Origin of the sequence: Bradyrhizobium sp. CB1015, assembly GCF_025200925.1 — a bacterium.
In the GTDB taxonomy this organism is placed as follows: domain Bacteria; phylum Pseudomonadota; class Alphaproteobacteria; order Rhizobiales; family Xanthobacteraceae; genus Bradyrhizobium.
On the sequence record NZ_CP104174.1, the window covers coordinates 7,446,083 to 7,458,180 of the forward strand.

Consider the following 12,098-nt stretch of genomic DNA (forward strand, 5'->3'; position numbering starts at 1 on the left):
GTTGAGTGCCGCGAATGCGGCCGACCTGACGCCCAGGAGCGGCGACTATGGGGAACTGGCATGCGCGTTTTGCTGATTGAAGATGACAGCGCCGTCGCGCAGTCGATCGAGCTGATGCTGAAGTCGGAGAGCTTCAACGTCTACACGACCGATTTGGGGGAAGAAGGCGTCGATCTCGGTAAACTATACGATTACGACATTATTCTCCTCGACCTCAACCTACCCGACATGTCCGGCTACGACGTGCTCAAGCAGCTCCGGGTCTCCAAGATCAAGACACCGATTCTGATCCTCTCCGGCCTCGCCGGCATCGAGGACAAGGTCAAGGGTCTCGGCGTCGGCGCCGACGACTACATGACCAAGCCGTTCCACAAGGACGAGCTGGTGGCCCGCATCCACGCGATCGTGCGCCGCTCCAAGGGCCATGCCCAGTCGGTCATCCAGACCGGCGACCTCGTCGTCAACCTCGACACCAAGACGGTGGAAGTCGGCGGCCAGCGCGTGCATCTGACCGGCAAGGAATATCAGATGCTGGAGCTCCTCTCGCTCCGCAAGGGCACGACGCTCACCAAGGAAATGTTCCTCAACCACCTCTATGGCGGCATGGACGAGCCCGAGCTGAAGATCATCGACGTCTTCATCTGCAAGCTCCGCAAGAAGCTCGCCAACGCCTCCGAAGGCCGCAACTTCATCGAGACCGTCTGGGGCCGCGGCTACGTGCTGCGCGAGCCGCACGAGGCCGACGAGCGCATCCCCGCCTGATCTTAAGGGTTAGGTCGCGAGTCCAGTCAGGCTCGCTCCTCCCAGCCTGGACCCCGCCGCAAATGGCGGGGTTTTCGTTTTTGGGGTGACGCTTCATTGGAAGCTTAACGTTTGAACCACTAGCCTTCCCCTGCCGACGAATGGTCGCTGCACGATGGGGGAACGATGATCCTGCAATCACTCGCCGGCCTGCCCGCCTTCCTGGTCTATTTCTGCACCGGGTTGATCGCGATCGTGGCCTATCTGTTCGTCTATACCCGCATCACCGCCCATAACGAGTTCCAGCTCATCCGCGACAACGAACCGGCCGCCGCGATCGCGCTCGGGCTCAGCCTGCTCGGCTTCGTGGCGCCGCTGGTCAGCGCCATCGCGCATTCGGCCAACGTGCTGGACTGCCTGATCTGGGCGACGATCGCGCTGATCGTGCAGGTCATCGTGTTCTTCCTCGTCAAGGTGCCGGTCCCCAGCCTCTCGGAGCGGATCTCCGCCGGCGAGCTTGCTCCGGCGATCTGGCTCGGCCTGTCCTCGCTCGCCGCGGGGCTGCTCAACGCCGCCAGCATGATCTACTGACATGGCCGACAAACCCGCCAAGAAGGAGTTCGGCAAGCGCCGGCCGGTGGCCGAGCCGCCGCCCCCGCGTCCGCCGGTGAAGCGCTCCGGCCATGTCGCGCTGCTGGTGATGGGCACGATCGCCGTCGGCACCACCGCCTACACCTTGATGCCGCGGCAGAATTGCGAGCCCTCGCCCGACGCGGATCCAACGGTGCAGACGAGCACCGCGTGCAGCAGCAGAAGCAGTTCCTCGGGCGGCAGCGGCGGCTCGGGCTCATCGTCGCGATCGAGCTTCTACAGCAGTGATTCCTCCAGCCATTCCTCGTCGGGCACGTCGTCGGATTCCGGCCACAGCAGCGTGAGCCGTGGCGGCTTCGGCTCGTTCGGCCATGGCTTCTCGGGCGGCGGTTGACCATGCAGCGCATCACCTGCCTCGAGCGCAACGATTGGCGAGAGACCGCGGCGCAATGCGGCTTCGTCTTCCACACCATCGACGGCGAGCGCTATTGGGACGAGCGCGCCTATTACGGCTTCACGCTGGATGAGATCGAGCGCGGCATCGAGGCGCCGACCGGCGAGATCGACGCGATGTGCCTTGAGCTTGCCGGCCGCGTCATCGGCGACGAGCGCTCCTTGCGGCGGTTGAAGATTCCGGAAGCGTTCTGGGGCCTGATCGCCGAGAGCTGGAAGCGCGACGATCGCAGCCTCTATGGCCGGCTCGATCTGAGGTTCGACGGCAAGTCGCCGGCAAAGCTGCTCGAATACAACGCGGATACGCCGACCTCGATCTTCGAGGCCGCGGTGTTTCAATGGACCTGGCTCGAGCAGGCGATCGAACGCCGCGTCGTCCCCTCGCGTGCCGATCAGTTCAACTCCATCCATGAGCGGCTGATCGCGGCGTGGAAGGAGATCGCCGGCGGCCGCCACGTCCATCTCACCGGCATCACCGGCAACGAGGAAGACGCCGGCACGCTCGCTTATCTCGAAGACACCGCGCGCCAGGCCGGACTCTCGACGACGCTGCTCGATATCGAGCAGGTCGGCTGGCGCGACGAGGCCGGCGGCTTCGTCGATCTCGACGAGAACGACATCGCGCTCGCCTTCAAGCTCTATCCCTGGGAATGGATGTTCCAGGACGCCTTCGGCGCAAAGCTCAAGGATGCGCCGACGCGCTGGATCGAGCCACCGTGGAAGGCGGTGCTCTCCAACAAGGGCATCTTGCCGCTGCTCTGGGAGATGTTTCCGAACCATCCCAATCTGCTGCCGGCCTTCTTCGAGGACGATCCGCACGCAGCCGCGCTCGGCACCTCCTATGTGCGCAAGCCGCTGCTGTCGCGCGAAGGCGCCAATGTCACGCTGGTCTCCGGCGGCCTGCCGCTCGACGAGCAGGCAGGGCCTTACGGCGCCGAAGGTTTCGTGCGCCAGGCATTGTCACCGCTGCCGAACTTTTCGGGCTTCTATCCGGTCATCGGAAGCTGGCTGGTGAACCACGAGCCTTGCGGGCTATCGATCCGCGAGGACGAGAGCCCGATCACGGGCAACCGCTCGCGGTTTCTGCCGCATGCGATTTTGTGAGATTTTTTCCTTCTCCCCTTGTGGGAGAAGGTGGCGCGAAGCGCCGGATGAGGGGTTCTCTCGGCTCGCAAGAATGCTCGTGAGGATAGAGACCCCTCACCCGGCTTCGCTTTCGCGAAGCCACCCTCTCCCACAAGGGGAGAGGGTGAAAAAGCATCTCACCTTGCTGCGGCGATCTTCAACGACGGTGGAATCAATCCGCCCATCGGACGGCCGGAGCGCGCGGGGTTGAGCTGATAGAGACCGCGGCGATCGGCGACGGGGCGGAGCGCGTCCGTGATGCCGACGACGGATTCGGCGGCGCCAAGCAGCAGCGTGCCGTCCGCCTCCATCGCCTCCGTCATGCGCTCGAAAATCACCGCCTTGGTGTCCTGGTCGAAATAGATCAGCACGTTGCGGCAGAAAATCACGTCGAACGTGCCGAGATGAGAGAAATCCTGCAACAGATTGAGCTGGCGGAACTGCACCATGGCGCGAATATCGGCATTGAGCTGCCAGAGCTCGCCGGTTTGCGTGAAGTATTTCACCAGATGGTGGATCGGCAGGCCGCGCTGCACCTCGAACTGGCTGTAGATTCCGGCCTTGGATTTCTCCAGCACCTCCTGCGACAGGTCGGTGGCGACGATCTCGATGCGCCAGCCGGCGAGAGCTGAGCCCATCTCCTTCACGCACATCGCGATCGAATAGGGCTCCTGCCCGGTCGAGGAGGCCGCCGACCAGATGCGAAGCGACCTGCGCGCAGCGCGCGCCTGGATCAGGCCCGGCAGGATGGTGTCGCGCAGGTGATCGAACGGAATCTTGTCGCGGTAGAAGAACGTCTCGTTGGTGGTCATCGCTTCGACCACGTCGGTCGCAAGCCGGCCGTCGCCGTTCCTGATCTTCAGAACGAGATCGGGGATGCCGGGAAGGCTTGCCTTGCGGGCGAGCGGCAGCAGCCGGCTCTCGACCAGATATTGCTTGTCGGCGGAGAGATCGAGACCGGAGCGCTCTTTCAGGAACTTGCGCAGATAGTCGTAATCTGCAGGTGTCACGAGCGGTCTCCCGCGAACAGGCGGTTGACCTTGGCGCCGATCTGGTTGAGCGGCAGGATCGCCGCGCAGATGCCGGCGTTGGCCGCCGCGCCCGGCATGCCCCAGACCACGCTGGAGGCTTCGTCCTGCGCGATCACGCTGCCGCCGGCCGCGACGATGTCCTTGCCGCCGCGCATGCCGTCCGAGCCCATGCCGGTCAGGATCACCGAGAGGATGTTGCCGTGCCAGACGTCGATGGCGGAGGTGAAGAGCGGATCGACCGCAGGCTTGCAGAAGTTGACGGCGGGGCCGTCGTCGAGCGCGATCACCGGATCAGCGCCGCTGCGCGCGACGCGCATGTGCTTGCCGCCCGGTGCGAGGTAAATCCGTCCCGGCTTCACCGGCTCACCGTCGACCGCCTCGGCCGCCGGCCGGCGGCTCGAGCGCGCCAGATGCTCGGCCAGGATGGTGGTGAAGGTCGGCGGCATGTGCTGGGTGATCAGCACCGGGAAGCGATCGATCACGGGGCCGAGCTCGGTGACGAGCGCCATCAGCGCCTGAGGACCGCCGGTCGAGGAGCCGATCAGCAGCACCTTGGGCGCCTGGGTCGAGAACGGACGTGTCGCGAGCGAACCTGACGACGGGACATGCACGGCCGGAGCGGGCGCAGGCACGGCAGGCCGCGCGACAGGACCGCGTGCGACGGGAGCCGGGCTCGCGGGCGCCAGCGGCGGGCTCGCAACCGCAGACTTGCGACGCAGCCGCGCGCCGAGATGGCGGATCTTCTGGATCAGGTCGTGATGGAAAATGTCCGCGGCCGACGCTTCACGCGTCGATTCCGGCTTGGGAATGTAATCGGCCGCACCGAGCGACAACGCCTTGAAGCTGATCTCCGCGTTGCGGCGGGTCAGCGTCGAAGCCATGATGATGACGAGGTCGCGCTTCTTCGCGAGCAGTTGCGGCAGTGCCGAGAGGCCATCGAGCTCGGGCATTTCGATGTCGAGCACGGCAACGTCGGGATTGATGCGATCGAGCTGGTTGACCGCCTCGAGCCCGGTGCGCAGCGACGCCGCGACCTCCATGTCGTGCTCGGCACCGATCCAGCGCGAGATCAGACCGCGGATGACGACGGAGTCGTCGACGATCATCACCCGCAGCGGCCCGGCTTCGCGCGACGTGCCCGTGGTCGAATTACCTGCGAACGCAACACTCATTACTCACCAACTCAGACTGAAACGGTTCAGTTGAAAACAAGCGCCGAAGGATCCGTTCAGCCTCCGGGCGATCGCTCAGATCAGGCCGACTTCCTGAAATTTCGCCGTCACGATGTCCTTGTCGAACGGCTTCATGATGTACTCGTTGGCGCCGGCGTGCAGCGCGCGCGCGATATGCGCGACGTCGTTCTCGGTGGTGCAGAACACCACCTTGGGCTGGTCGCCGCCGGGCATGCGCCTGAGATGGCCGAGGAACTCGTAGCCATCCATGACCGGCATGTTCCAGTCGAGCAGCACCGCATCGGGCAGGCCGCGCTTGCAGGCCTCCAGCGCCTTCTCACCGTCCTCGGCCTCGAGGATCTGGAAGTCGAGCCCCTCCAGGATCCGGCGCGCAACCTTTCGGATGACGCTGGAATCATCAACGACGAGACAAGTTCGCATGTGAACCTCTGCTTCCTTCCCCCTTTGCGGGGCACTTAGATCCTCGGCGGCAATGCCGCCGTATCAGGCCGCCATCATCTCGGGCGCGAGCTCGAGGACGCGGTCGACGTCGAGGACGACCATGAGCTGGCCGTCGAGGCGGTGGACGCCGCCGGCGAGCTTGGCCATGCGGGGGTCGAGGTTGACGGGGTTTTCTTCCTTGCCGTCCTCGGGCAGGCGCAGCACCTCGCCGATCTGGTCGATCAAGAGGCCGTAGGATTCGCCGCGCAGGTCGACGCCGACCGCCATCGCCGTCTTGCCGTCCTCGTCCTTGGGCAGGCCGAGGCGCGAGCGCATGTCGACCACGGTGACGATGCGGCCGCGCAGGTTCAAGACGCCCGCGATCTCGCGCGAGGCCAGCGGCACGCGGGTGACGCGCTCGGGCATGAACACGTCCTGGACGCGGGAGATCGGCAGGCCGAACAGCTGGCCGCCGATCATCGCGGTGACGTACTCGACCATGGCGCCGTCGCTGGATTGGGTCTTGCTCATCTGCCTATCTCCTGATCCATCCCGCTTAAGATTCAAGCCGCGGCCGCCCGGCTCAGCTCGGAGGCGCCGGCGGCGCCCGCGGTCTGCTCCTTCAGCGCCGCGATCAGACCGGGACGGTCGAACTTGGCGACATAGTCGTGGAAGCCGGCCTGACGGCCGCGCTCGATCGCCGCCGGCGACACCAGCGCCGAGAGGCCGATGATCGGCATCGCGGCGAGATTGTTGTCGGAGCGGATCACTTCGGCGAACTCGAACCCGCTCATGTCGGGCATCTCGATGTCGGTCAGGACCACGTCGAAGCTCTGCGCGCGCAAAGCCGCGAGGCCCTCCTGCGCGGTCGGCGCGGTGCGGACGCGGTAGCCGGCCGCCTTCAGCACCGGCGCCAGCATGTTGCGGAAGAACGCGCTGTCGTCGACCAGCAGCACCGACTGCGAGTGCAGCGACGGCTTCATCTCCTTGCGGGTGAACCAGTCGGCGAACGCCATCGGCAGGAAGTGGCCGACGTCGATCACCTCGGTGGCCTGGCCCTTGATCACGGCCGAGCCGAGGATGCCGGAGGAGGAGCCGCCGACCTCGATGTTGAGCCGTTCCTCGACGATGTCGATGATCTCGTCGACGACGAGGCCCATGGAGCGGCCGTCGTCGGCGAACACCAGGATCGGCTGGGCGCCCTGGCTTGCGATGGTGACGCCTTCCATCGCGACCAGCGGCATCAGCTGCTCGCGGTACTGCACCATGTAGCGGCCGTTACTGAACTCGATCTTGTCGGCGGGCAGCTCCTCCAGGCGCGTGACGAGGCCAAGCGGAACCGCCTTGGGCTGCGACGAGCCGGCGCGGAACACGAGCAGCGAGGTGGTCTGCTCGCCCGAGCCGATGTGATGGGCGCCGTTCTCGTCGCCCATGTCATGGGCCGAGGAGCCGGCGGCGCCGAGCGCCTTGGCAATGCCGTTGGGGTCGATGATCATGATGACCGCGCCATCGCCCAGAATGGTGTTGCCGGAGAACATGTCGATGTGACGCAGTTTCGTCGACATCGGCTTGACCACGATTTCTTCGGTGTGGAACACGCCGTCGACGACGATGCCAAAAGTCTGGCTGCCGACTTGCGTCACCACGATAAAGCCGTTCTCGGGATCGGAGGCGGCGCCGTCGTCGATCTTGAGGAGCTTCTTCAGGTGGATCAGCGGCAGCAGCTTGTTGCGCAACCTGAGCACCGCGGTGTCCTTGATGCGCTCGATGCGGTGCTCGGAGTTGGCGCGGGCCCGCACCAGCTCGACCACCGAGAGCTGCGGGATGGCGAAGCGGTCGCCGGCGGCTTCGACGATCAGCGCCGAGACGATGGCGAGCGTCAGCGGGATCTTGATGGTGACGCTTGAGCCCTCGCCGGCCACGCTCTTGATGTCGATGGTGCCGCCGATCTGGTCGATATTGGTGCGGACCACGTCCATGCCGACGCCGCGGCCCGAGACCGAGGTGATGGCAGCCGCAGTGGAGAAGCCCGGCGCGAAGATGAACTTGTGGATTTGGGCTTCGCTCATCTTCTCGAGCTCGGCCTCGGTGACGAGACCTGAGGAGAGCGCCTTGGCCTTGATCTTCTCGGTGTTGAGGCCTCTGCCGTTGTCGGCGATGCAGATGATGATGTGGCCGCCCTCGTGATAGGCGGACAGGCGAATGGTGCCCTGCTCGCCCTTGCCGCTGGCGAGGCGCTCGGCGGGGGTCTCCAGGCCATGATCGGCGGAGTTGCGCACCATGTGGGTGAGCGGGTCCTTGATCAGATCGAGCACCTGGCGGTCGAGCTCGGTGTCGGCGCCGTGCATCTCGAGCTCGATCTGCTTGCCGAGCTCGGATGAGAGGTCGCGGACGATGCGGGGCAGCTTCTGCCAGGCATTGCCGATCGGCTGCATGCGCGTCTTCATGACGCCCTCCTGCAGCTCGGCGGTGACGTTGGAGAGGCGCTGCAAGGGCACCTTGAACTCGGTATCCTCGTTGCGGCGGGAGATCTCCAGCAGCTGGTTGCGGGTCAGGACCAGCTCGGAGACCATGGTCATCAGGTGCTCCAGCGTATCCACGTTGACGCGGATCGACTGGTTGGCGATGCGCTCGCCCTCGCCCGCACTCTCGTCGGCCATCGACTTCTTCGGCGCGGCCCTCTCCTTGGCCGGCTTTGCGGCTTCCTTGGCGGCAGGGGCCTCAGCGGCGGGCGCAGGTGCAGCTTCGGCCTTGATCGCAGCCTTGGCAACCGGCGCGGGGACCGGCGCTTCGATCGCGGTCTCGCGGAAGGCGCGCTCGAGCTCGTCGAGCGAGACCTCGCCCGGACGCAGCGGACGCTCCAGGGTCTGCGCGACCAGCGAGCCCGTGGTCATCTCCTTGGCGGGTGCAGCAACAGGGGCTTCCGGCGCCAGCGGCGGCGCATCGGCGACGGGAGTTGAACCTGCGGCCATCGCGGCCATGCCCTGCTCGACCATCGCCTCCAGCTTGTCGATGAGATCGCGGTCGTTCCCCTCCGGCTCGGCCTCGGTTGCCTCCAGCCCAGCCAAAATCTCCTTGATGCGGTCGATCGAGGACAGGATCACCGTCACCGCCTCGGCGGTCACCGGCATGCCGTCACGGAATTTGCCCATCAAGGTCTCGCCGGCATGCGCCAGCGCTTCCAGCCGCGGCAGGCCGAGGAAGCCGCAGGTGCCCTTGATGGTGTGGACCAGGCGGAAGATGTTATCCAGGATCTTGGCGTTGTTCGGCTCCTGCTCGAACTTCACCAGCTGATTGTCCACGGTGTCCAGGCTCTCGCTGGTCTCCGTCAGAAACTCCCGCAACAGGTCATCCATGAAAACAGGCCTTCATACAGGAAGGGCGCGCACGAGGCGTGATGCGCCATTTCGGAATGGGGCCAGCTTCACCGCAAAGCGTTTAATATTGGTTGAGTATGTGCAAAAGAACGGAACCAACAAAGAGATAAGGCGCTCCGGACAAGCCGAAGCGCCTCGTAAAGATTGAATTAACGCTGCGCGAGCGACGCTTCGCGTTTACGAAGCGGTAACGATGATGGCTTCGCCTTCCGGCTTGAGCGTCACGGTGAGCCCGCAGGCCTGCGCGAGCAGCCGCGTATAATAAGGCTGGATCGCGTGCGCATCCGCAGCCGGGCCGCGCTCGCCGCTCAGGAGCTCGGAGATGTTCTGCGGCAGGCGCGCATTGTGTCCGGTCGCGGTGATGCGAAAGCTCATCGCCTCGCCCTCGCCGACCGGATCGACCGTCAGCATGCCGCCGCGTGGGATCGTGTGCTGGGCGACGACCAGCATGTTGAGCAGCAGCTTGACTCGGTTCTTCGGCAGCAGCAGCCGCGGCAGGTTCCAGGTGATCGAGCACTTGCCGTCCTCGATATGGCCTTTCGCCATGGTCTGGGCATCGCCGAGATCGATCTGCGCGCCGGAGGAGCCGGCCGCGCCGAAGGCAAGGCGGCAGAACTGGAGCCGCGCGGAGGCCGTCTTGGCGCTCTTGCGAATCAGGTCGAGCGCGAATTCGCGGTCCTCGGGCTTGGGATCGTCGTCGAGCACTTCGAGCCCGTTGACGATGGCGCCGACGGGGCTGATGAGATCGTGGCAGACCCGCGAGCACAACAGCGCGGCGAGTTCGAGCATATCGGGAGCAGTAGCGGTCGCGGGCGACGAAGCGTCAGACATATAATGGGGTCCTGGAGGGTTCCTGGAATTGCACGGCGCTGGACGCCGCGAATCACGCATGCTTGACGGATGCTGCGGGTTCTAACATTCGCAACCCCGCGGCAGCTAGCTTGCGATCGGTTCGAGGCGGCCATAAGCCCAAGCGAATCGATGGGGGCGAATCAGTGGACGGGGAACGATTTTGCCGACAGATGAGGCATGCAGGTGAAGTGGATCATTGACCGAGCGGCCGCCTTTGGCCTGATGGAGCCGCTGACCGCGCTGGTAGTGAAGGCGGGCGAGGCGATCCTTGCCGTCAACCGCGCTGCCATGCGGATCGACGGCAAGCAGGATGGCTCGCCCGTGACCGAGGCCGACCTTGCCGCCGACCGCATCATCGCGGACGGACTTGCGCAGCTTGCGGGCGACGTTCCGACGCTGTCGGAGGAGCGGACCCAGCTCACCTCCCCGCCGTTTCAGGGCAGCTTCTTCCTGATCGATCCGCTCGACGGCACCAAGGAGTTCGTCGCCGGGCGCGACGAGTTCACCGTCAACCTCGCGTTGGTGACTGACGGCGTGCCGCTGCTCGGCATCGTCTCCGCACCTGCGCTCGGCCTGCTCTGGCGCGGCATCGTCGGCCATGGCGCCGAGCGCGTGAGGTTCAACGGCGCGACGATGGCCGCCGCCGAGCCGATCCGCACCCGCAAGCTGCCGACGCGGGGGGAGCCCTGGATCGCCGCAGTGAGCCGTTCGCACGGCGATGCCAGAAGCGAGGCGTTCATCGCCGACAGGCCCAATGCCGTCAGGATGACGTGCGGCTCGGCCGTGAAATTCGGCCGGATTGCGGAAGGCAGCGCCGACATCTATCCCCGCTTTGGGCCGACCTCGGAATGGGACGTCGGAGCCGGCTGCGCGGTCGTCACCGCGGCCGGCGGCAAGGTCACCGACGGCAAGGGCGGCGAGCTCCGATTCGGCCAGCGCAGCGATACCGGCTTCATCATCCCGGAATTCATCGCCTGGGGCGACCCGCAGACGGTCGGCTGCTACTGACCGGGCTCGCTTACTGGCCGAGCTTCTCCTGCAGGGCCGGCCAGCGCTTGGCCACCTCGTAGAGGAAGCGCTCGGGATCGGCGACGAAGGCGTCGCGATTGTCTTCCCGGCTGAACAAATAAAGCCGCTGCGCCACGATCGCGAAGAAATGCGGATTGCCGGCAACGGTGACGCCGCGGGCGATATCGGCCGGATCATAGCCGCCGAATTGCGGTCCGTAGATCTCGGGATGGGCCAGGAAAGAGGCGCGGTTGCCCTCGTTCCGGAAGCGCCAGACCGCCCCCCAGAGGTTCGCCTCGAACTCCGCCGTCCCCTGCACGGCCGCGCCGGCGACGAAATAGGCGACGGGGTCGAAGCCCTCGATGGCGACGCCGGTGAAGCGGTTGACGACGATCCGCTCGGTGGTGGCGGCCCCTGCCGGCCACCCCGAGCCGAGGATCCAAATGCCCGCCAGCAGACAGAGGCCGCGGGCGATCAAGGCAATTCCGGGGCGCAAAGGGTTATCATCCTGCCGTTGTGCCGTCATAGTTGCTGCGGATAACATCCGAGTCGAGGGGACATCCGGCGCAACCTAGAGCCGTGCCTGTTGGCGTCAGGTTAAGGAAGCGATCGGATTCGGTACCAGGGGTTCATTTATGACTTTCGCATCACGCCTTGCTGCGCTCGCGCTTGCCGCGATGATCGGCTGGATCGTGCCGGCCTCCGCCCAGCAGGCACCGCCGCCTGACCTGCCGCCGCCGCAGCGGACCCCGACGCCCAACACCTATGGGCCGGACGAGCTCGTCACCGCCGGTCATCGCTTCTTCGGCAACGTCTCGCGCGGGCTCGCCTCGATCATCGAGAAGGCGGTCAGCCAGTGGGGCCTGCCGAACGGCTACATCCTGGGTGAGGAGGGCTCCGGCGCCTTCGTCGCGGGCCTGCGCTACGGCGAAGGCACGCTCTACACCAAGAATGCCGGCGACCTGCGCGTCTATTGGCAGGGCCCCTCGCTCGGCTTCGACTGGGGCGGCGACGGCGCCCGCACCATGACGCTGGTCTACAACCTGCCCGCCACCAACGCGATCTACCAGCGCTTCGCCGGCATCGACGGCTCGGCCTACATCATCGGCGGGTTCGGTATGACGGCACTCACCGCCAACAACATCGTGCTGGTGCCGATCCGCTCCGGGCTCGGCCTGCGTCTGGGCGCCAATATCGGCTATCTCAAATACACCCCGCGGGCGACCTGGAACCCGTTCTAGGCGCTCGCCCTCCCACTGCCCACCGATCAAGGTTAACGACAGAGCGGGGCTGGCTTTTTGCCGGCC

General features: G+C 65.6%; 13 protein-coding genes. 6 read left to right on the plus strand and 7 right to left on the minus strand.

What is annotated here, in order from left to right:
- Positions 1-60 precede the first annotated feature (60 nt).
- The 4 genes from ctrA to N2604_RS34870 all read left to right on the plus strand — a co-directional run bounded on the left by ctrA (position 61) and on the right by N2604_RS34870 (position 2,889).
- On the plus strand, positions 61-762 hold the full coding sequence (ctrA, locus tag N2604_RS34855; protein WP_016848562.1) for a response regulator transcription factor CtrA: 702 nt from the start codon (positions 61-63) through the stop codon (positions 760-762).
- 165 nt (positions 763-927) lie between these two features.
- Positions 928-1,332 carry a DUF350 domain-containing protein gene (locus N2604_RS34860; protein ID WP_260372470.1) on the plus strand — a complete coding sequence of 135 codons (405 nt, stop codon included), beginning with the start codon at positions 928-930 and terminating at the stop codon, positions 1,330-1,332.
- A gap of 1 nt (position 1,333) precedes the next feature.
- Positions 1,334-1,726: a hypothetical protein gene (locus N2604_RS34865; protein ID WP_260372471.1), complete on the plus strand. Its 393-nt coding sequence runs from the start codon at positions 1,334-1,336 to the stop codon at positions 1,724-1,726.
- Between the two features lie 2 nt (positions 1,727-1,728).
- Complete coding sequence (locus N2604_RS34870; RefSeq protein WP_260372472.1) at positions 1,729-2,889, plus strand: glutathionylspermidine synthase family protein; 1,161 nt, start codon at positions 1,729-1,731, stop codon at positions 2,887-2,889.
- A gap of 158 nt (positions 2,890-3,047) precedes the next feature.
- Here the strand turns inward: N2604_RS34870 and N2604_RS34875 are convergent, their stop codons facing one another.
- The 6 genes from N2604_RS34875 to chpT all read right to left on the minus strand — a co-directional run bounded on the left by N2604_RS34875 (position 3,048) and on the right by chpT (position 9,762).
- On the minus strand, positions 3,048-3,920 hold the full coding sequence (locus N2604_RS34875; protein ID WP_260372473.1) for a protein-glutamate O-methyltransferase CheR: 873 nt from the start codon (positions 3,918-3,920) through the stop codon (positions 3,048-3,050).
- Positions 3,917-5,113, minus strand: a complete 1,197-nt coding sequence (locus N2604_RS34880; RefSeq protein ID WP_260372474.1) for a chemotaxis response regulator protein-glutamate methylesterase — start codon at positions 5,111-5,113, stop codon at positions 3,917-3,919. Before N2604_RS34880 ends, N2604_RS34875 begins: the two co-directional genes overlap by 4 nt.
- A 75-nt stretch (positions 5,114-5,188) precedes the next feature.
- Entirely contained in the window at positions 5,189-5,554 is a 366-nt protein-coding gene (locus N2604_RS34885) for a PleD family two-component system response regulator (protein ID WP_007600538.1), read from the minus strand.
- Positions 5,555-5,617: 63 nt separating this feature from the next.
- On the minus strand, positions 5,618-6,085 hold the full coding sequence (locus tag N2604_RS34890) for a chemotaxis protein CheW (protein ID WP_260372475.1): 468 nt from the start codon (positions 6,083-6,085) through the stop codon (positions 5,618-5,620).
- Between the two features lie 32 nt (positions 6,086-6,117).
- Positions 6,118-8,910: a hybrid sensor histidine kinase/response regulator gene (locus N2604_RS34895; RefSeq protein ID WP_260372476.1), complete on the minus strand. Its 2,793-nt coding sequence runs from the start codon at positions 8,908-8,910 to the stop codon at positions 6,118-6,120.
- 198 nt (positions 8,911-9,108) lie between these two features.
- On the minus strand, positions 9,109-9,762 hold the full coding sequence (gene chpT / locus N2604_RS34900) for a histidine phosphotransferase ChpT (RefSeq protein WP_025032044.1): 654 nt from the start codon (positions 9,760-9,762) through the stop codon (positions 9,109-9,111).
- 198 nt (positions 9,763-9,960) lie between these two features.
- Between chpT and N2604_RS34905 the strand changes: the two genes are divergently transcribed.
- A complete protein-coding gene (locus N2604_RS34905) occupies positions 9,961-10,791 on the plus strand; it encodes a 3'(2'),5'-bisphosphate nucleotidase CysQ (RefSeq protein WP_260372477.1) in 831 nt (276 codons plus the stop codon).
- 10 nt (positions 10,792-10,801) lie between these two features.
- On the opposite strand, the gene N2604_RS34910 is transcribed toward N2604_RS34905, so the two are convergent.
- On the minus strand, positions 10,802-11,287 hold the full coding sequence (locus tag N2604_RS34910; RefSeq protein WP_260372478.1) for a YHS domain-containing (seleno)protein: 486 nt from the start codon (positions 11,285-11,287) through the stop codon (positions 10,802-10,804).
- Positions 11,288-11,426: 139 nt separating this feature from the next.
- Here N2604_RS34910 and N2604_RS34915 point away from each other — a divergent pair, with 139 nt between their 5' ends.
- The gene (locus N2604_RS34915; protein WP_260372479.1) at positions 11,427-12,032 is read left to right on the plus strand and encodes a DUF1134 domain-containing protein; all 606 of its coding nucleotides are present in this window, start codon (positions 11,427-11,429) and stop codon (positions 12,030-12,032) included.
- The last annotated feature ends 66 nt before the right edge of the window (positions 12,033-12,098 follow it).

Coding starts and splice junctions, on each gene's coding strand:
- ctrA (WP_016848562.1), top strand. CDS start 61: ATGCGCGTTTTGCTGATTGAAGATGACAGCGCCGTCGCGCAGTCGATC.
- N2604_RS34860 (WP_260372470.1), top strand. CDS start 928: ATGATCCTGCAATCACTCGCCGGCCTGCCCGCCTTCCTGGTCTATTTC.
- N2604_RS34865 (WP_260372471.1), top strand. CDS start 1,334: ATGGCCGACAAACCCGCCAAGAAGGAGTTCGGCAAGCGCCGGCCGGTG.
- N2604_RS34870 (WP_260372472.1), top strand. CDS start 1,729: ATGCAGCGCATCACCTGCCTCGAGCGCAACGATTGGCGAGAGACCGCG.
- N2604_RS34880 (WP_260372474.1), bottom strand. CDS start 5,113: ATGAGTGTTGCGTTCGCAGGTAATTCGACCACGGGCACGTCGCGCGAA.
- N2604_RS34885 (WP_007600538.1), bottom strand. CDS start 5,554: ATGCGAACTTGTCTCGTCGTTGATGATTCCAGCGTCATCCGAAAGGTT.
- N2604_RS34890 (WP_260372475.1), bottom strand. CDS start 6,085: ATGAGCAAGACCCAATCCAGCGACGGCGCCATGGTCGAGTACGTCACC.
- N2604_RS34895 (WP_260372476.1), bottom strand. CDS start 8,910: ATGGATGACCTGTTGCGGGAGTTTCTGACGGAGACCAGCGAGAGCCTG.
- chpT (WP_025032044.1), bottom strand. CDS start 9,762: ATGTCTGACGCTTCGTCGCCCGCGACCGCTACTGCTCCCGATATGCTC.
- N2604_RS34905 (WP_260372477.1), top strand. CDS start 9,961: ATGCAGGTGAAGTGGATCATTGACCGAGCGGCCGCCTTTGGCCTGATG.
- N2604_RS34915 (WP_260372479.1), top strand. CDS start 11,427: ATGACTTTCGCATCACGCCTTGCTGCGCTCGCGCTTGCCGCGATGATC.